The 19,766-nt window shown below is 44.9% G+C and carries 19 protein-coding genes; 17 read left to right on the forward strand and 2 right to left on the reverse strand.

The window, feature by feature from the left end; translation table 11 throughout:
• The first annotated feature begins 659 nt into the window (after positions 1–659).
• From CHRO_RS04475 to CHRO_RS04535, 14 genes are all read left to right on the forward strand, one after another.
• Positions 660–2,006 (forward strand): CmpA/NrtA family ABC transporter substrate-binding protein, encoded by a 1,347-nt coding sequence (locus tag CHRO_RS04475; RefSeq protein WP_015152989.1) that lies wholly within the window; start codon positions 660–662, stop codon positions 2,004–2,006.
• 72 nt (positions 2,007–2,078) lie between these two features.
• Complete coding sequence (gene ntrB / locus CHRO_RS04480) at positions 2,079–2,915, forward strand: nitrate ABC transporter permease (RefSeq protein WP_015152990.1); 837 nt, start codon at positions 2,079–2,081, stop codon at positions 2,913–2,915.
• Positions 2,876–3,064: a hypothetical protein gene (locus tag CHRO_RS31620; RefSeq protein WP_127022596.1), complete on the forward strand. Its 189-nt coding sequence runs from the start codon at positions 2,876–2,878 to the stop codon at positions 3,062–3,064. The genes ntrB and CHRO_RS31620 overlap by 40 nt, the downstream gene beginning before the upstream one ends.
• Positions 3,042–5,045: an ABC transporter ATP-binding/substrate-binding protein gene (locus CHRO_RS04485; protein WP_015152991.1), complete on the forward strand. Its 2,004-nt coding sequence runs from the start codon at positions 3,042–3,044 to the stop codon at positions 5,043–5,045. Before CHRO_RS31620 ends, CHRO_RS04485 begins: the two co-directional genes overlap by 23 nt.
• 131 nt (positions 5,046–5,176) lie before the next feature.
• Complete coding sequence (locus CHRO_RS04490; RefSeq protein WP_015152992.1) at positions 5,177–6,043, forward strand: nitrate ABC transporter ATP-binding protein; 867 nt, start codon at positions 5,177–5,179, stop codon at positions 6,041–6,043.
• Between the two features lie 708 nt (positions 6,044–6,751).
• A complete protein-coding gene (bicA, locus tag CHRO_RS04495) occupies positions 6,752–8,476 on the forward strand; it encodes a bicarbonate transporter BicA (protein ID WP_015152993.1) in 1,725 nt (574 codons plus the stop codon).
• A 157-nt stretch (positions 8,477–8,633) separates the two neighbouring features.
• Positions 8,634–9,113, forward strand: a complete 480-nt coding sequence (locus CHRO_RS04500; protein ID WP_015152995.1) for a phosphate-starvation-inducible PsiE family protein — start codon at positions 8,634–8,636, stop codon at positions 9,111–9,113.
• A 531-nt stretch (positions 9,114–9,644) separates the two neighbouring features.
• On the forward strand, positions 9,645–9,980 hold the full coding sequence (locus CHRO_RS04505; RefSeq protein ID WP_015152996.1) for a cation:proton antiporter subunit C: 336 nt from the start codon (positions 9,645–9,647) through the stop codon (positions 9,978–9,980).
• The gene (locus CHRO_RS04510; protein WP_015152997.1) at positions 9,977–11,410 is read left to right on the forward strand and encodes a cation:proton antiporter; all 1,434 of its coding nucleotides are present in this window, start codon (positions 9,977–9,979) and stop codon (positions 11,408–11,410) included. The genes CHRO_RS04505 and CHRO_RS04510 overlap by 4 nt, the downstream gene beginning before the upstream one ends.
• Entirely contained in the window at positions 11,407–11,793 is a 387-nt protein-coding gene (locus CHRO_RS04515) for a Na+/H+ antiporter subunit E (RefSeq protein WP_015152998.1), read from the forward strand. The genes CHRO_RS04510 and CHRO_RS04515 overlap by 4 nt, the downstream gene beginning before the upstream one ends.
• The gene (locus CHRO_RS04520) at positions 11,790–12,050 is read left to right on the forward strand and encodes a hypothetical protein (protein ID WP_015152999.1); all 261 of its coding nucleotides are present in this window, start codon (positions 11,790–11,792) and stop codon (positions 12,048–12,050) included. The genes CHRO_RS04515 and CHRO_RS04520 overlap by 4 nt, the downstream gene beginning before the upstream one ends.
• Position 12,051: 1 nt before the next feature.
• Positions 12,052–12,336 (forward strand): monovalent cation/H(+) antiporter subunit G, encoded by a 285-nt coding sequence (locus CHRO_RS04525; RefSeq protein WP_015153000.1) that lies wholly within the window; start codon positions 12,052–12,054, stop codon positions 12,334–12,336.
• Positions 12,326–12,907, forward strand: a complete 582-nt coding sequence (locus CHRO_RS04530) for a DUF4040 domain-containing protein (protein ID WP_015153001.1) — start codon at positions 12,326–12,328, stop codon at positions 12,905–12,907. The genes CHRO_RS04525 and CHRO_RS04530 overlap by 11 nt, the downstream gene beginning before the upstream one ends.
• Complete coding sequence (locus CHRO_RS04535; RefSeq protein ID WP_015153002.1) at positions 12,904–13,563, forward strand: Na(+)/H(+) antiporter subunit B; 660 nt, start codon at positions 12,904–12,906, stop codon at positions 13,561–13,563. Before CHRO_RS04530 ends, CHRO_RS04535 begins: the two co-directional genes overlap by 4 nt.
• 44 nt (positions 13,564–13,607) lie before the next feature.
• On the opposite strand, the gene CHRO_RS04540 is transcribed toward CHRO_RS04535, so the two are convergent.
• Entirely contained in the window at positions 13,608–14,411 is an 804-nt protein-coding gene (locus CHRO_RS04540) for a calcium-binding protein (RefSeq protein ID WP_015153003.1), read from the reverse strand.
• Between the two features lie 361 nt (positions 14,412–14,772).
• Here CHRO_RS04540 and CHRO_RS04545 point away from each other — a divergent pair, with 361 nt between their 5' ends.
• The gene (locus tag CHRO_RS04545; protein ID WP_015153004.1) at positions 14,773–15,648 is read left to right on the forward strand and encodes a lipid kinase; all 876 of its coding nucleotides are present in this window, start codon (positions 14,773–14,775) and stop codon (positions 15,646–15,648) included.
• Between the two features lie 120 nt (positions 15,649–15,768).
• On the forward strand, positions 15,769–16,374 hold the full coding sequence (locus tag CHRO_RS04550) for an exopolysaccharide biosynthesis protein (RefSeq protein ID WP_051033326.1): 606 nt from the start codon (positions 15,769–15,771) through the stop codon (positions 16,372–16,374).
• 52 nt (positions 16,375–16,426) lie between these two features.
• Here CHRO_RS04550 and CHRO_RS04555 read toward each other — a convergent pair whose 3' ends face one another.
• Complete coding sequence (locus CHRO_RS04555; protein WP_015153006.1) at positions 16,427–17,878, reverse strand: glycoside hydrolase family 13 protein; 1,452 nt, start codon at positions 17,876–17,878, stop codon at positions 16,427–16,429.
• Positions 17,879–18,439: 561 nt separating this feature from the next.
• On the opposite strand from CHRO_RS04555, the gene CHRO_RS04560 reads away from it, so the two are divergent.
• Positions 18,440–19,741, forward strand: coding sequence for a glucose-1-phosphate adenylyltransferase (locus tag CHRO_RS04560; protein ID WP_015153007.1), 1,302 nt, complete (start codon positions 18,440–18,442; stop codon positions 19,739–19,741).
• Positions 19,742–19,766 lie beyond the last annotated feature (25 nt).

A 19,766-nucleotide genomic window follows, 5' to 3' on the forward strand; every position in this document is an offset into this window, starting at 1 on the left:
ACTTGAAAATCTATTTTCAAGTCAGGTCTGACGAATAAATGTCATTTTGTTCTGAATCACCGTATACATAGTTGTAAAACTTAACTTTAAATGTGAATTAATGTTCGATTTAGTACAAAGCGTAAATTGTAGATTGCTAAAAGTTTAAGGAATTTAAAAATCTAATACCAGCAATTATACTCAGCAAATCTCGATTGATTATCGACAAGCAAAAATACCTTGGGATCGATTGATAGTTACGATAAACAACTTGCACTGCTATAGGAATCAATAGGCGATCGCCGCGATTGTTCAGAGGTAACCAATGTTAACTATAGATAGTTCAATAGACAATTTAAAAACCATAAACTTTTGCTTATCAGAGCGATATTAGATTTATTTAACTGTCACTCGTTAAAAGTTAACAAATTTTGCACTAAAAGCTGTAAGCTTATTAAAACAACATTAATTTTGGTGTTCGTTGTCTCTTAAAGACTCGATTTGCATGTAGCTCAGTTGTGAAATTTCAACTTTGCAACTTCACAGCTACGATCACCTATTTCGCTGAGCCAAACCAGTATTTTAGATCGAACCATGCATTTTATATGCAAGAAACTCAACAGTTTCATTGCATGGATTTGCCTTGATATAAACCATTGAATGTGCTTGAGGAAGGTTGTATGACGGAGTTTTCTCGCCGGAAATTTATCATAACTGCTGGTGCTTCTGCGGTTGGTTCGGTGTTTCTGAAAGGTTGTTTGGGGAATCCACCAGATTCCGTGACTGGTACTCAAACGCAACAAGTTGCAGCAGTGAATGTTAGTCCCGAACAAGCACCAGAAACAACAAGAGTCAAGTTAGGATATATCCCTATTGTTGAAGCAGCACCCATAATTATTGCTAAAGAAAAAGGCTTTTTTGCGAAGTACGGCATGACCGATGTAGATGTTTCCAAACAAGCCTCTTGGGGTTCGATGCGAGACAATACAGAAATTGGTGCGGCTGGTGGTGGTGTTGATGGCGGTCAATATCAAATGCCGATGCCACATCTCATTACAGAAGGGCGGATCACCAAAGGCAACAAGCCGATTCCAATGTATGTGTTAGCGCAATTAAACACGCAAGGAAATGGCATTGCGATCGCTGAGAAACACCGAGGCAAAGGAATAGAACTAGAACTAGCCAAAGGTGGCAAAAACTTATTCGGTCAACTCAAATCAGCTAACACTCCCTTCACTGCTGCCTATACATTTGCTCAAGTCAACCAAGATTTTTGGATTCGCTACTGGCTAGCTGCTGGCGGTGTTAATCCCGATGCTGATGTCAAATTAATTCCCGTACCAGCCGCCCAAACTGTTGCCAACATGAAAACAGGCACGATGGATGCTTTCAGTACGGGCGACCCCTGGCCCTACCGCATTGTCAAAGATAAAATCGGTTTCTTGGCAATGCTAACCGCAGACATGTGGGAGTTTCACCCAGAAGAATACTTAGCATTACGGGCAGAGTGGGTTGATAAACATCCCAAAGCAACCAAGGCGCTACTCAAAGGCATCATGGAAGCGCAACAGTGGTTAGATAACTTCGACAACCGTGAAGAAGCCGCCAAAATCCTCGGCGGACGGAACTACTTCAACTTGCCAGCCGAAATTCTTGCCGGACCATTTGCAGGTAAATACGACATGGGCGAAGGTCGGACAGTTGACGATCGCAACAAAGCCGTACTTTACTGGAAAGATCCTAGAGGTAGCGTTTCCTATCCCTACAAGAGTCACGACCTTTGGTTCTTAACAGAAAGCGTCCGCTGGGGCTTTTTACCACCAGACAGCCTGACAAAAGCCCAAGCATTAATTGATAAAGTCAACCGCGAAGACTTGTGGAAAGAAGCAGCCAAAGAATTAGGCGTTGCAGCTGCCGATATTCCCACCAGCACCTCCCGTGGCGTAGAAACATTTTTCGATGGAGTCAAATTCGACCCCGAAAATCCTGCTGCCTACTTAAAGAGTTTGAAGATCAAAAAAGCCTAACGTCTAAAATTCGGAATTCGGAATTAGCAATTACTATCAACTATCCATGTAAATCTGAGGAACAGACGATCGATGACTACATATTCTCCTAGAAGACGGGCTAGCGCAGATAATAGCTTTTTAGCAGGCTTGCAAAAAAGACTGCCTGACTTTTTACCACCATTTATCGCGATCGCGATCTTTTTAGCAATTTGGCAACTCTTTTCTCTCACACCAGGAGCCACATTACCTGGACCTATAAAAGTTATTCAAGACACTTGGATATTAATTTTCTGGCCCTTCTACGACCGAGGTGGCACGGATAAAGGCTTATTTTGGCAGATCTGGGCGAGCTTGCAACGGGTAGCAATTAGTTACACATTAGCGGCAATTGTAGGAATCGGCTTAGGAATCTTAATTGGTACGTCGAAAGTGATGTCCAAAGCACTAGATCCACTCTTCCAATTACTCAGAACAGTACCACCTCTAGCTTGGGTTCCCATCTCTCTAGCTGCCCTCAGACAAAACGAACCCGCTGCCTTATTCGTTATCTTCATCACGGCAATTTGGCCCATTTTGATCAACACGGCAGTAGGAGTCAAAGAAATTCCCAGCGATTACAACAACGTCGCCAAAGTACTGCAATTAACTAAAAAAGAATACTTTTTCAACATTCTCATCCCTGCGGCACTACCCTACATTTTCACAGGGCTACGAATTGCGATCGGTCTAGCTTGGCTGGCAATTATCGCTGCTGAAATCGTCATGTCCGGTATCGTCGGCATTGGTTTCTTCATCTGGGAAGCTTATCAAAACAACAACGTCAGCGAAGTTATCCTTGCCCTAATTTACATTGGTGTAGTTGGTTTGTTACTCGACAAACTCATGGCTTGGATACAAACGCTGATCTTGCCAGCAGAACAAAAATAAGACAAGGGAGACAAGGAGGACAAGGGAGACAAGGGAGAAGTCAAAAGGCAAAAGTCAAAAATCAAAATCTCCCCGCACTCCGTCCTTACCAACTACCAATTACCAACTACCAATTACCAAATAGCCATGTCTGTATTCGTTGCTGTTGACCAAATAGATAAAGTTTTCAATCTCGTCGGTGGGGGACAATACATTGCTCTCAAAGGCATTGACCTTCAGATTAAAAAGGGTGAGTTTGTATCGCTGATCGGTCACTCTGGCTGCGGTAAATCGACGCTACTCAACATGATTGCAGGATTAGACCTGCCCACAGAGGGAATTGTCACTCTGGAAGGACAAAGAATTACCAAGCCAGGACCAGACCGAATGGTGGTGTTTCAGAACTACTCGCTTCTACCTTGGCGGACGGTACGGGAAAACATCGCCCTGGCTGTAGATGCTGTAATGAAGGGCGCACCTGCGGGAGAACGCCGCGCCATTGTCGAAAAGCACATCGATATGGTAGGTTTGCGTCCCCATGCCGATAAGCCACCAGGAATGCTATCGGGGGGACAAAAACAACGGGTGGCGATCGCCCGTGCTTTAGCGCTGCGTCCGAAGTTGTTGTTACTGGACGAACCCTTTGGGGCGTTAGATGCACTGACGCGGGGTAACTTGCAAGAACAGCTGATGCAAATCTGCGAAGAGAACCAAGTCACAGCCGTGATGGTGACGCACGATGTAGACGAAGCTGTATTGCTGAGCGATCGCATCGTCATGTTAACCAACGGACCCGAATCGAAAATTGGTGGCATTTTAGAAGTAGATATCCCCAGACCTCGTAAGCGGATGCAGGTTGTAGAACATCCCAGCTATTACAGTCTGCGCAGCGAAATGATCTACTTTTTAAATCAGCAAAAACGAGTCAAGCAAATTCGGGCGCGGAAGAAAACAGCTGTTGCCCGCCACGGTTTAGAAAAAGTCAATTTGGAAATCGGCTTCGTTCCCTTAACCGCTTGCGCACCACTGGCGATCGCTCAAGAAAAAGGTTTCTTTGCCAAGCATGGCTTAGATGAAGTCACCCTAGTACGGGAAACCAGCTGGCGCGGGATTGTCGATGGAATTGCAGGCGGCTACATCGATGCTGCCCAAATGCCTTCAGGGATGCCAATGTGGTTGACTTTGGGTGGTCATGAGAATAAACCGATACCCACGGTTACTTCTTTAACCATGACTCGTAACGGCAACGCCATCACCTTATCAAAACGCTTTTACGACCAAGGAGTTTACAACCTCACCGACTTCAAACAGCACTTGCTGCGTACCCGCGACCAGCGGCATACGATGGGGGTCGTACATCCTTCCTCAATGCACAGCGTCCTCTTGCGCTACTGGCTAGCCGCAGGTGGTATCGACCCCGATTTAGATGTTGACGTTCACACCATTCCCCCAGCCCAAATGGTTGCCGACCTCAAAGCGGGTAGTATTGATGGATTCTGCGTTGGCGAACCTTGGAACTACCGCGCTGCTGAAGAAGGAATTGGCTTTACCGCTGCTACCGATTTAGAAATTTGGCTGGGACACCCAGGAAAAGTTCTGGGCGTGCGGGAAGATTGGGCAGCAGCGTATCCTAACACGCATATCGCTCTAGTCAAAGCACTTTTAGAAGCTTGCTACTATTGCTCTTTGCCAGAAAATGCTGAAGAAATTCGTCACATTTTGGCACGGCGGGAATATGTTAGTACCAGCGTCGATTATATTCAGTTGCTAGACCCCGATAGCAGCAGTTGCGATCTGAGTAGTCCAATGCGGGAGTATGCTCACCACCAATTCTTTTCTGAAGCTGCAATCAATCGCCCCAGCCGCACGGAGCAAACTTGGATCGTGACTCAACTAGCACGTTGGGGTCACACTCCCTTCCCCAGAAATTGGGTAGAAATTATCGAACGGATCTGCCGTGTCGGAGTCTTCAGTACAGCTGCTAGAGAACTCGGCTTAGATGTCAGCTACACCCGCCAGCCGCTCAAACTCTTCGACGGGACTGTATTTAATGCCGACGACCCACTCGGCTATCTCAACAGTCTAGCAATCAAACGTGACTTCTCTGTAGCCGAAGTGATTCTCGACGCACCAATCCGCAGAGCAGCCTAGCTGAATTGTTAATGGGTAATGGGTAAAGTCGTAAGTCGTAAGTTGTAAGTCGTAAGTAGAGAAGAACTTGCCTCTCAGCAACTACCAACTACCAACTACCAATTACCAACTACCAACTACCAATTACCATAATGAACAACGCTTTTGCTTATACAGACATCGCCAGAAATCGTTTAGGCAAGCCACTCTCTACAGTGCAGTCTAATCGTCAGGCTTTCGTACAGATTAAGGACGTTTGTAAAGTCTATCCCACCAAAAACGGTCCCTTCACTGTCCTTGATGGGGTGAATCTCAGTGTCTATGAAGGGGAGTTTATTTGCGTGATCGGTCACTCCGGTTGCGGTAAGAGTACGCTGTTAAATATGGTTTCGGGTTTTGCTCATCCCACTTCAGGAGATGTTTTAGTTGATGGTAGTCCCGTGACTAAACCAGGACCAGATCGGATGGTGGTATTTCAAAACTATGCCTTGCTCCCTTGGCGGACTGCGTTTGAAAATGTCTATTTGGCAGTGAATGCCGTACATCCCAACAAGCCAGAAGCAGAAAAGCGGGCGATCGTGCGGGAACATTTGGCAATGGTTGGACTCGCGGAAGCCGCAGATAAGAAGCCACCGCAACTATCTGGGGGAATGAAACAGCGGGTTTCGATCGCCCGTGCTTTGGCAATTCGTCCCAAGGTGATGATTTTAGACGAACCTTTCGGGGCGTTGGATGCAATTACCAAAGAGGAGTTGCAGGAAGAGTTACTGAAAATCTGGAACGACCATAAATGCACCGTGTTAATGATCACCCACGATATTGACGAGGCACTATTCTTAGCAGATCGCCTGGTGATGATGACCAACGGTCCTCACGCTAAAATTGGCGAGGTGTTAGATATTCCTTTCGCCCGTCCCCGCGATCGCGCTCGCATCATGGAAGATCCACAATACTATCAACTGCGCAACTACGCTTTAGACTTCCTCTACAACCGTTTCGCCCACGACGATGTCGGTTAGTTATTAGTAGGGTGGGCGATGCCCACCCTACTGAGAAAGAAGTAATAATCGGCACAATAATTAGATTCAATAGATGTAATAATAGGTTCTAATTATATGGGTAAATCCCCTCCATAGAAGCTAGTAGAGCCGCTTGCGTATAGGATCTTATCTATCGCAACCATATAAGATTTATTCAATATTTATTTCATTAAATTAACTAAACTCGCTCTAAAAGTTGTAATCTATTTTTAATGTAACTTTTCAAGCAGCTCCAAAAGCTTCAAAGCACATAGTTTTTGAAGTCAATGACTGCCTGAAACCGGGATAAATATCTTGCAATTAACTTGTTGTTAATTGTTGCTTATGCCTGGAATTGCATTTAGGTTCGATCTTAGCCGATTCAGATTCAAGTTACTTGCAACTACTTTAACCTCTCAAAACAAGATACGGCGACAATCGCCATGTGGTTGAGAAACCTATATTTTGCTTTGTTGGTTGGTTGCAAAGTAGCAACTTATTACCAGCCAATTTCTTATCGAGATTTTTCAAAAAATGCCACTTTGAGATATTGAATTTCGTAATCCGACATCTAACCTTAGATGTATTCTAACTCGACATGTTGCGATCGGAAAATCTACCAAGCATCAAATTTTTTCGTAGTCATAAATAGTTTTGGCTCTATGTAGCAAGGTTGCTTAGTTTGCTGTTGTCTTTCGTCTCTTTCTCATGCAAATAACAAACAAAATTCACTTCAGAAATTTACGAGGCGATTTATTTGGTGGTTTAACCACCGCGATCGTTTCCTTGCCCCTAGCATTGGCATTCGGTGTTGCCTCTGGTGCTGGAGCCGTGGCTGGGCTTTACGGTGCAGTCTGCGTTGGTTTTTTTGCGGCGTTGTTTGGTGGCACGCCAACTCTAATTTCCGAGCCAACCGGACCGATGACCGTGGTGATGACGGCGATCGTTGCTGGTTTAACGGCAAGCAACCCTGAGAATGGCTTGGCAATGGCGTTTACCGTCGTGATGCTGGCGGGGATTTTTCAAATTATCTTTGGGGCATTTAAGCTAGGGAAATACGTGACGCTGATGCCCTACAGCGTGATCTCTGGCTTCATGTCTGGGATTGGAGTCATACTGATTATTTTGCAAATTGCGCCGTTTGTCGGGCAAGCAGCACCTAAAGGTGGGGTTTTGGGTACGGTGCAGAGCATACCTCAACTGCTAGCAAACACCGATCCAATCGAAGCTGGGTTAGGGGCGCTAACACTGGCAATTATTTTCTTAATGCCATCTAAATTCAAGCGTTTCGTCCCGCCTCAACTTGTAGCACTGGTAGTTGGCACAGTAGTTTCTCTGGTTCTCTTTCCAGGTGCAGATATTCGGCGGATTGGCGAGATTCCGATGGGATTGCCACAGTTACAGATGCCCATCTTTACTCCTGGTCAAATCACAACCATGTTTCTCGATGGTGTTGTTCTAGGGATGTTGGGCTGTATTGATACTTTGCTGACTGCCGTAATTGCCGACAGTATTACACGTACTCAACACAACTCTGATAAAGAATTAATCGGTCAAGGGATTGGTAACTTAGTTTCTGGACTGTTTGGCGGCTTACCTGGCGCAGGTGCGACAATGGGTACGGTGGTGAACATTCAAACGGGTGCAACCACAGCTATATCTGGAATAACTCGCGCTTTAATTCTACTAGTCGTCGTTTTAGGGGCTGCAAGTTTGACTCAGGTGATTCCAATGGCTGTATTAGCTGGAATTGCCCTGAAAGTTGGGATTGACATTTTAGATTGGAGTTTCTTAAAACGCGCCCACAAGGTTTCCCTGAAGGGAACGCTAATTATGTATGGGGTGCTGTTACTGACGGTATTTGTCGATCTGATTGTGGCGGTTGGAGTGGGAGTGTTTATTGCTAACATCTTGACCATCGAGCGTTTATCTAATCTGCAAGCGCAAGATGTCAAAACCATTAGCGATGCCGATGATGAGATCGTATTAAATCAGGAAGAAAAACAGTTACTCGATCGCGCTAACAATCGCGTGCTGTTATTCTACCTCAGCGGACCGATGATTTTCGGCGTATCCAAAGCGATCGCCCGCGAACATACAGCAATGGCAGACCACGATGTTTTGGTTCTAGATTTGAGCGATGTACCGATGCTAGGTGTGACTGCTTCTTTAGCAATTGAAAATGCAATAAAAGATGCAGTCGAACAGGGTCGTCACGTTTTTATCGTTGGTGCCACTGGTTCCGTGCAGCGGCGGTTAGAAAAGTTAGGCATCTTCGATCTTTTACCCCCACAAAATTTAATGACAGATCGGCTGGCTGCATTGCGACAAGCAGTTGCATTGGTAAATAGTAATGATAGGGTTACTGCCGATGTTGGAAGTGCTTCGAGCCAAGGTTTGAGCGATTTCACCGATCCAGCACTGCAACAATAAGTGGTAATTCGTAAGTCGTAAGTCGTAAGTCGTAAGTTTGAATTAAGTTGCCTCTTACGTCTTGCCTTTTACCTTTTCTCAGGCGATCGCTATACTGATGCACCATAACAGTGAGATATTAGTTAGTATCGGTAGACAGCAATGCGAGTTTAAGAGCATGATAAGTCCTTGGAAAAAACTAGCGATTTCAACTAAAGAGTTATTGGCAGATGAAGGTTTCCTCAAAAGCATTCACCTGGTTGAGAACCTAGTTTCAAAAATTTTGTCACTCGCTCTAGTGGGTGTTATATTAGTTTCTTTAGTTGACTTAATAATTTTTTTGTATCAAGATTTATTTAGGGAGCCGATTGGTTTTTTCAATAAGACTCTCATCGAAATTTTCGGGATGTTCCTGAATATTCTCATTGCTCTAGAATTATTAGAAAATATTACTGCTTACCTCAGAAAACACGTCGTTCAAGTTGAACTAGTAATTGTAACTGCCTTAATTGCTGTAGCCCGCAAGCTGATTATTTTTGATTTTAGTAAAGCTACAGGTATAGATTTAATCGGTCTAGCAACGGCTAGTTTTGCCCTCTCAATTAGTTATTGGCTCATTCGTCAAATGAACAGAAAGCATAGAGAAGATCGCAGGTAATATATAGAAAATAAGTATAAGTCTTGCTCGACTTAGCGCTGATTGAATTTGAGCGCGATCGCCCCAACTCAAATAATTTACAAAATGCTTGAGTTAATATTAATATTTAATTATAGCAAGAATTAAAAACTTGTTTTAAAGTTGAGCGAATGAGTTTCGTGACCAAAACAGGGAGTAGGGAGCAGGGGCAATGCCCACTTTACTGGAAAAACTAGCAAATGATTATCATCGCTCGTAAATTCTTGCGCCATGAAGTGTGAAGTGTGTTATGACGATTCCCTGCGGGATAGCTTTGCTGAATCCAAATCGCTGTAGTAGCAGCAATTAGTTGTTGAAAGTCAAAAGTCAAAAGTTAAAAGTCAAAAATCTAGTGCTATGACAGTTCTAATGTTAGTTGGGAAAATGTCATTTATCGGATCGTGCCGCGCTCACTGCACTTTGACAAATGACGAATGACAAATGACAACATTTTGCTGAAATCTGTATTGCAATAAAAATCTACGACCGAAACTTACTTAACAGGCAATCCTCGTGTTAGAAGCGTGCGTATTAGCAACAATATTGTGCGGATTTTTCGGTATCATCTTCAAAAAGAATCTTGTGATGAAAATCGTCTCTATGGATGTCATGAGTACGGGGGTAATTGCCTATTACGTGCTGATTGCATCGCGAGATGGTTTGTTCGCACCGATTGTTTCAGATGTCCAAAATATCGCTTACTCCGATCCGGTTCCCCAGGCAGTCATATTGACGGCGATCGTGATTGGATTTTCAATTCAGGCTTTAATGCTAGTCGGTGTGATGAAATTGGCAAGAGATAATCCGACATTAGAAAGCAACGAGATCGAGAAAAATAATACGCCATGAGTACCACTACGATCGCCTGGATTGCACTACCGTTTTTTGTCGGATTTGTCGCTTATCTGTTCCCCAAACTCGATCGGTATCTCGCATTATGCGTAGCACTAGTTTCGGGGACATATGCGTTGCTGCTATTTGTTACATCTCCACTATCACTACAGTTACTAGATAGTTTCGGTGTCACATTATTAGTAGACCGATTGAGCGGCTACTTTATATTGACTAATGCCTTGGTAACGGCAGCGGTGATTCTTTACTGCTGGCGCAGTGGTAAGACAGCTTTTTTTTACGCACAGATTATCATCCTACATGGCAGCCTCAATGCTGCGTTTGTCTGTGCGGATTTTATTAGTCTATACGTGGCGCTAGAGGTAATTGGTATTGCGGCATTTCTCTTAATTGCTTATCCTCGAAGCGATCGCTCGATTTGGGTTGGCTTGCGCTATCTGTTTGTCAGCAACACGGCAATGCTGTTCTATCTAGTTGGCGCAGTACTGGTCTATCAGGTGCATCATTCATTTGCTTTTGCCGGTTTGCGTGGCGCACCAATCGAAGCACTTGCCCTCATCTTCTTGGGACTCTTGACAAAAGGAGGAGTCTTCGTGTCGGGCTTGTGGTTGCCGTTAACCCACTCCGAATCGGCAACGCCAGTATCAGCAATGCTGTCGGGAATTGTGGTAAAAGCTGGCATTTTTCCGATAGTGCGGTGCGCCCTGATGTTTGACGAGGTGGATGCGATCGTCCGCATTTTTGGAGTTGGGGCAGCGCTGCTAGGAGTATTCTATGCAATCTGGGAACAAGACAACAAGCGCACGTTGGCGTTGAGTACGATATCGCAGCTAGGCTGGATTCTTGCTGCACCTGAAGTAGGCGGCTTTTATGCGCTGGCGCACGGGCTGGTTAAATCGGCGCTATTTCTGAGCGTGGGTACTTTACCGAGCCGAAATATCAAGGAACTGCAACACCAGCCAATCGGTACTGCAATCTGGATTGTCTTGGTCGTAGGTAGCCTCTCAATTTCCGGCTTTCCCCTATTGGTTGGCTTTGGGGCGAAAATGTCAACCCTGAACAACGTGTTGCCCTGGCAAACAATCGCCATGAATGTTGCGGCTATAGGAACGGCAACAGCATATGCCAGATTTATCTTTCTACCCCATCAGCGACAAGAGAGACAACAGGAAGTTAATTATGGTTTCTGGGTAGCGGTAACGCTGTTAATCGGTGCATTGGTTGTGACAAACGTGCTGTATTACGAAGCGTATACCGTGGCGAATATGGTCAAAGCAATCGCGATCGTTGGCGTTGGCTGGTTGGCATATTTGACGATCTTTCGACGGACAGTACTCAGGTTACCGCGTATGCTCGAACAATTCGAGCATCTAATTGGCGTGATGAGTTTGATGTTAATCCTACTTTTCTGGATGGCGTGGGCATGATTGGATATCTGAATCTCATACTACGACTGGCTATCTGGTTTTTGCTCACTGCTAATTTTAGTGTGGCAAATATCATCATCGGCGTTGCTGTTGCCTTTTTATTGCCAGGAAGCCCCAAATCGCGAGCAGCTTTAAAAGACTGGCTGCGGGCGCTGGGTAAGATCCTCATAGCAATTCCACAGGCATATGTTGAGGCATTTGAAATCATTTTCCGTCCCCATACTCAAGAAGAAGTCACCTTAGAACGAGTGCCACCGCGACGGACACCAGGTCTGATATTTCTAGATATTTTCCTGATTACCTTTACGCCAAAAACCATTGTCTTGAAATACCGCGAAGACGGCTGGTACGAAGTCCATCGGGTGCGACGGAGGAAAACATGAATCTGGTATTGATTGCAATGATTCTGGCTCTGCTGATCCCGATTTACGTCGCATGTAAGGATGGCAACATTTGGCAAACTATGTTGGCATTTGCCAGTATTGCGACAAAAACATCAGTCACGATCTTAGTCGTATCCGTCTTGCGCGATGACTGGTCGATTGGTGTGGTAGGAGTCATTATTCTCAGCGTGGGGAATGCTTCACTGATGCTGCTGGCACAAGTGATTAAACGAATGAGCGATTTATTAAACGAGTAATATGGCAATCGACGTGTTGAGTTATACCTGCATGGGTATAGGAGTATTTTTCTGGTTTTGGGGAACCTTCCCCCTGCTAGGCAAGCGATCGCTATTATTTAAACTGCACGGTCTTTCAGTTGCAGATACACTCGGATCGATGAGTATCATCATCGGGCTACTGCTAAAAAGACCCAGAGAATCGCCGTTACTGATCCTCGCCATTATTTCCTTGGCGATTTGGAATACAGTGCTGGGGTACGTGTTGGCATACTGTTCCAGTAGCAGGGGTAGCAATGATGGATAGCTATATCTATGTCTTAGTGGCTCTGTTGCCGCTGTCCGCTGCGATGGTCGTCTTTCAGGTCAATCCATATCATGCCTTGGTGATTCGCGGCATTTTGGGAGCCGTGGCAGCAATGGTCTATGCAGTTTTGGGGGCGGCGGATGTGTCTTTGACCGAAGCATTAGTCGGTACAATGCTAGCGATTACTCTCTATGCCGTGGCGGTGCGATCGTCAATGGTGATGCGTCTAGGCGTACTTGCAGAAGGAGCGATCGCGACAGATAGCGAAGGCAATCGCCATTTTGGGCAACTGCTAGATGACTTACGGGCAATTTTGGGCAAACGTCACATGCGACTTGAGTTAGTGACCTACAAAGACCAACAGGATTTGCACCAAGCGCTGATGGAGAAAGAAGTACACGCAACTTGTACGCGACCCGAAGACATAGATTGCACAACGCCTGATGCGGAAAAACAACCCTACCATACCGTCACCAGAGTGCAGCGGATCTATGACATCATACAAGCCGAACTTTCATCACCTGCAACAAGCATTACCTATGTCAGCATTCCAGAGGAGAAACATTCATGAAATGGGTCTACATTGCCGCAGGAATAGCTTTGTTTGTCAAAATCCTCATCATGTCCAATCCCGCACCGGATTTCTCGCTGTCAATTGTCGAATCAGTTGTACGAGATAGCGGAGTACCCAATGCGGTTTCAGGGATTATTTTTAGAAATCGACTGTACGACACCATTTTTGAGGTGGTCGTATTTACGATCGCCATTATGGGCGCTCATTTTTTGTTAGCGAACGAACAGCCATCCGCTAAAGTCTATCGTTTTACAGATCAGCCATCAATTGTACTGGCGCGATTAGGGGCGACAATTGCAGCTTTAGTGGGGATTGAACTGGCGATTCGGGGACATCTCAGCCCAGGCGGCGGTTTTGCGGCTGGGGTAGCGGGAGGAACGGCGATCGGTCTGGTGGCAATTACTTCATCACCAGAGAAGATGCAAAGTATCTACAAGCGCTGGCACGCTGCTACATGGGAGAAAGTTTCGGTGCTGATTTTCGTCCTCTTAGCGGCAATAACTCTGTCTGGATTTGAACTACCGCACGGAGAGTTGGGCGCACTTGTCAGCGGCGGAGTAATTCCGCTACTTAATATCCTGGTAGCCGTCAAAGTCGCCTTGGGTTCTTGGGCAGTTATATTAGTTTTTATTCGTTATCGCGGACTGTTGTAAATGGCTATTAGGGTGCGTTATTAACGCACCCTACTCGATCTAATTCAATCTACAATTTTGAAATAGCTTGCCTTCAGATTCAGAGAATTTGGATCGACACCTTGAAGAATAGCAATCAGATCTGGTGATTGTCCTGGGCTATTTACATATATACCCGTTCCTTGAGGTAATCCTACTGGTGCAGCACCCAGACTATATCGAACTTCTATAGCGCGATCGTGCCTTAGATCGCCCTCCCATTTGTTGAGTTCGATCGCGTCTTCATTTTTATTAAAGTCTGTAATTAGACCGTAATTACGGTTGTCACCTCGATAGAGCGGTTGCATTTCGCCATAAGACCTTCCACCCAAGACAAAAGTATCTGCCCCTCTACATCCAGTCATGACATCGATTTCGTCTGTTCTGCTATGGTGAAAAGCGCCTTGAATTCTGTCATTGCCAGCACCCCCATTTATAGTATCGTTCCCAAACCAGCCGAACAATTCATCGTTCCCATTTTCGCCATATAAATAGTCATCATTAGAACTACCATTGATATAGTCATTTCCACTACCGCCAAATATAAAATTAGTGCCGCTGTCAACGTCATTCCGGGCAACTAAAATGTCATGACCATTACCACCAAATATGACATTGCTACCATTACCACCGTCGATCTTGTCGTTACCGTCTCCACCTTGTAACAGGTCATTACCATCGTCACCGTTCAATATATCGTTACCTGCTTGTCCAAAAATGGCATCATGTCCTGCTCCACCGAATATAGTATCGCTATCCGTTGTACCGAATATGACATCATTTTTATCTGTACCAACTAATGCCTTGTCTATACCAACAGCTACGCTCATATCTAATTCTCTACAAACTTAGATCGATCTCTCGATTTATCTTGTTAGTCAAGAGACTTTGCCAATTTATCTCAAGCAGACAATGGCATGACTCTCGAAAATTAGAATGGACGTAGTTTCATCTAAAACTTTCAAATGTTTATATATCTATAAAAAGTCAGAATTATGATAGGGTAAGCAATGCCCGCCCTACTCTTTATTTGCGTGAAAGATTGTGAATTAAATTGCTTTTAACTTGTCAGAGAGCAAAATAAATTTATCAAAAGATTTAATTTAGATAAAATTAGTATTAAGCCTTACCCGCGATCGCCTCTAAATGCGCGTTCAAGGGCATGGCAGCAACCCTCACCTGTAATCGATCGTGAAACAGCGAGCCTTACTGCTAGTCAATCGTCATGCCCGTCACGGACAGCAGCGGATTGCTGCTGCCATAGAACAGTTACAGCAGTTAGATTTAGATTTATTAGAAAAGCCAATAGAACATCCTCGGCAGTTAGCCGAACTGATCCGCTACTATCGCCATCAAGTAGACTTAGTAATTATTGGTGGTGGAGATGGGACGCTCAACGCGGCAGTAGATGCATTAGTCGAGACTAGATTACCTTTAGGAATATTACCTCTAGGGACTGCTAACGATCTAGCTCGAACTTTAGAAATTCCCAATTCTCTACCTGAAGCGTGTGAGATTATTGCGAGTCAAAAAGTCCGTTGGATTGACTTAGGTTGGGTGAATGGCAAGCATTTTTTTAACGTTGCTAGCCTCGGTTTGAGCGTCCAAATCGCTAAGAAACTGACGAAAGAGTCTAAACGTCGATGGGGAGTTTTAGCCTATGCAATGGCAGCAATTCAGGTTCTCTGGCAATCTCGACCCTTCAGAGCCGAAATTCGGATTAATAATCAAGATGCGATTCGAGTCAAAACCGTACAAATTGCCGTTGGTAACGGACGCTACTACGGTGGTGGCATGGCAATCACTCATGATGCGGCGATCGACGATCGCAGGCTAGACTTATACAGTCTGGAATTGCGTCACTGGTGGCAGATGATTCCTTTATTACCCGCAATGCGTCAAGGTAGGCATACAGCCTTACCTGGAGTCCGTACCTTGCACGGTCAAAAAATCCGTGTTGCGACTAGAAAACCCCGTCCCATTAATACCGATGGAGAAATCACCGCTTACACTCCCGCAGAATTTCGCGTCATTCCCCAAGCGGTAGCAGTTTTAGTACCAGATTAGTACTAAAGCGATCGAGTAAGGAAAATTAAGACAGCAAAGAGCAGCGAACAATGGCACAAGTATTGAGTGTTTTTATTTCTAATTTACGACTTACGACTTACGACTTACGATTTAGCTAACATGCATTTAAAATTTTCACACGATATTAAATCTTTACTAGAAAAACTATCTCAACAACCTTTAACTTTAAGCGATATTTTGGCAGGAACTTCAGAACGAGGTTTTAGTCTTGTTATTGCCTTACTTGTCTTACCATTTTTATTCCCTCATCCGCCTGGTTTTACTGGCATACCAGGAATAGCTTGCTTAATTTTATCCCTACAAATGGCATTGGGAAGGCGATCGCCTTGGTTACCGAAAAAAGTTGCTCAATTCAAATTTCCTCGCTGGTTTGCCCAGCAATTGTTACAAAACTTGAAAAGGTGTACCAGATTGCTAGAAAGAATCGTTCGTCCTCGCATGTTGAAAATAGCGGGAAATCCTTATATTTGGCAATTTAACGGGTTTTGTATTGCTTGGTTAGCTATTCTATTAATGTTACCAATTCCACTGACAAACTCTTTTCCAACTATTGGTATTTTAGTACTGGCAGTAGCAACGCTAGAAGATGATGGATTATTGATGTGTGTTAGCTATATATATACTATTGTCATTACCTTAATATTTGCCTTTTTAATTTACGCTCTTTGGCGAGGTTCTAGTTTATTACCGAGTTTATTTCAATAGAAAAATGTAGAGACTTTACATGTAACGTCTCTACATTTTTAGGTCAAAGTTTTTATACCAAAATACAACCTGCCCTTGGAGGTAGATTCAAATTCATTTGCGATCCATCAGCAATAGACTCAATTTCTGCACTCCCAAATAACAACTTGCTGGGGTGCGATCGCAACTTATTTGTGTCGAAACTAACTTGTGCTGAGTCAGTACCAGTATTGACAGCTACGACAATTTCTTCTGAGCCTAAAGTTCGCGCAAAAACATAAACCAAGCCCTGTGCGTGTAACACTTGATAATCTCCCGTACGCAAGGCAGGATATGCATGGCGTAAGGCAATCAACTGACGGTGGTATTCGAGAATTTCCCGATCCCAAGTGGCTTCGATAGGGAAACCCCGCCGAGAGTCTGGATCGATTTTGCCTGGTAAACCAACTTCGTCACCATAGTAGATGCTAGGAGCGCCAGGAAATGTTATTAGCAATAGGGTAGCAAGTTCAACACTAGGGCGATCGCCTCCTGCAATCGAAATTAGTCTCGCCGTGTCGTGGCTAGCGAGTAAATTCAACTGCGTTAACTGAATTTCCCAAGGATACAGTTGCAGCAATTCTTGCATTTTTGTGGCATATTCAGCTGCAAACAGGGGTGGATAGGGATAGTAGGAACGGTCTTGTACTTGTGTCATATCCACGCGATCGCCAGCCGTAAAAGCGATTGTCGGTGCGGCAAACAAGTAATTCATCACGCCGTCAAATTGCGTGCCGTCCAGCCATTCTCGCGAATCTTCCCACACTTCACCGACAATATAAGCATCGGGGTTGATGGCTTTGACGCGATCGCGAAACTCTTGCCAAAAACCAGGAGTTCTAATTTCAAACGGCACATCTAACCGCCAGCCGTCGATGCCGAATTTCAGCCAATATTCGGCAATCTCCATAATGTATTCTCGCACTTCTGGGTTATCGTGATTGAACACGGGTAAAGCGCGATTTCCCGCCCAGCCTTCGTAATTAGCAGGGCGATCGCCATCATAAGGACACAAGGGCCATTTTTCAATCTTGAACCAATCTACCCAAGGAGAGTAGGGACCATTTTCGAGAATGTCGTGAAAAAAGAAAAAGCCCCGACTGGCATGATTGAAGACTCCATCCAAAACAACCTTAATATCGCGGCTGTGACAAGCTTCTAGCAATTCTTGAAAAGCTTCATCTCCGCCTAACATCGGATCGACTCGATAGTAGTCGTGGGTGTGATAGCGGTGATTGCTAGCAGATTGAAAGATCGGGGTGAAGTAGATGGCGTTAATGCCTAACGTTTGCAAATAATCTAATTGCTCCATCACACCCCAGAGATCGCCACCCTTATAACCTTGAAGAGTGGGCATTTCTTCCCATTCTTCCCAAGTAGCGTTTTTTAACAGCCGTTTGCGGGGTTGTTGACTCTTAGCAAAGCGATCGGGAAAAATTTGATAGAAAACAGCGTGTTTTACCCAGTCTGGGGTGGTAATCTCCATAGTCACTTTCTAGCCCTTCATTGACAAGGTACAAATACTCTCCATTCTGTGGCTCTAACCAGGGGGTGAATGTCGCGATCGCTTTTTGACAGTTATCAGTGACTAGTGGCTAGTGGCTGGTGGCTAGTAGTAAATAGGGTTGGGGGAGCCAGTGCGGTCTTGGGGGTGGCGCTATCGCGGACTTCGTCGCCCCCTATGAGCAACTGGCGCTATCGGGGTGTGGGGTGTGTAGGAAGTGTGGGGTATAGAGAATTTTGAATGCGCGAATTGTTTTGCTCCCTCTGCTCCCTGCTCCCTACTCCCCGCTCCCTAAAGATGGGGAAAACTACGACTAGCGGTAGCACCACACCAAATTTTACGATAATTTTGGAGTTTGGGAAGTGCGATCGCTGCTGCTCAACTGCTCTATGCCTGCCAAAGCCGAGCTAACCGCGATCGCCCCAGACTCCCAGGAATTCTTCATGTGTAGTGCTGATAAATTTCTGCCTCTAGATTCTTAACAACTTTTACACCTAGTCCTCTACACTAATTTTGGGAACGAAAGGCAGTCGGGAGGAATTTGTGAAAAAAGTACTAGGAATTATTCTCGGTGGCGGTGCTGGAACTCGTCTTTATCCGCTGACTAAGCTACGAGCTAAGCCAGCCGTACCATTAGCAGGGAAGTACCGCTTAATCGATATTCCTGTCAGTAATTGTATTAACTCAGAGATTTACAAAATATACGTTTTAACACAATTCAACTCGGCTTCACTCAATCGCCATATTGCCCGTGCATACACCTTTTCTGGTTTTACTGAAGGCTTTGTAGAAGTCCTGGCAGCTCAACAAACGCAGTACAGCACTAACTGGTTCCAGGGTACGGCAGATGCAGTGCGTCAGTATCTTTGGTTGATGGAAGAGTGGAACGTGGACGAATATTTAATCTTGTCGGGAGATCACCTCTACCGCATGGACTATCGCCAATTTGTCGAGCGTCACCGCGAAACTGGTGCTGATGTGACTCTTTCTGTGATCCCGATCGAACAACGTCGCGCTTCTGACTTTGGCTTGATGAAAATTGACAGTGCGGGACGGGTAATCGACTTTAGCGAAAAACCCAAAGGTGATGCACTGCTGAACATGCAGGTCGATACTACAGTATTGGGGTTAAATCCAGAAGAGGCGAAGCAAAAACCATACATCGCTTCAATGGGGATTTACGTTTTTAAACGCGATGTCTTAATCAAGTTGCTGAAAGAAGCGCCAGAACAAACTGATTTCGGGAAGGAAATTCTGCCAGCTTGTGCGAAAGAGTACAACATTCAAGCCTACTTGTTTAACGATTACTGGGAAGACATCGGAACGATTGAGGCGTTCTACGATGCTAACTTATCGTTGACAAAGCAACCCTATCCAGCTTTTAGCTTCTACGAGGAAGAAGCACCAATTTACACTCGCGCTCGTTACTTGCCTCCTACTAAAATGATGGATTGTCAGGTAACAGAATCAATCGTTGGCGACGGTTGTATTTTGAAAAACTGTCGCGTACATCATTCAGTCTTAGGCGTGCGATCGATTATCCAAGCAGGCTCGATTGTAGAAGATGCGCTACTCATGGGGGCAGATTTCTACGATCCCCATATAGAGGAAAGACAAACAGTTTGTGCAGATGGTGAAATCGAGAACGTTCCTCTGGGAATTGGTGCTAACACCATTATCAGACGAGCAATTATTGACAAAAATGCCCGGATCGGTTGTGATGTCCGCATCATCAACAAAGACCGGGTTGAAGAAGCAGATCGAGAAAGCGAAGGCTTCTATATCCGCAGTGGCATCGTTGTCGTGCTGAAAAACGCCGTTATTTCGGATGGAACCGTTATTTAGTGGTGAGTGATGCGTGGTGAGTGAT

The sequence above is a fragment of the Chroococcidiopsis thermalis PCC 7203 genome (assembly GCF_000317125.1).
Classification (GTDB): Bacteria; Cyanobacteriota; Cyanobacteriia; order Cyanobacteriales; family Chroococcidiopsidaceae; genus Chroococcidiopsis; species Chroococcidiopsis thermalis.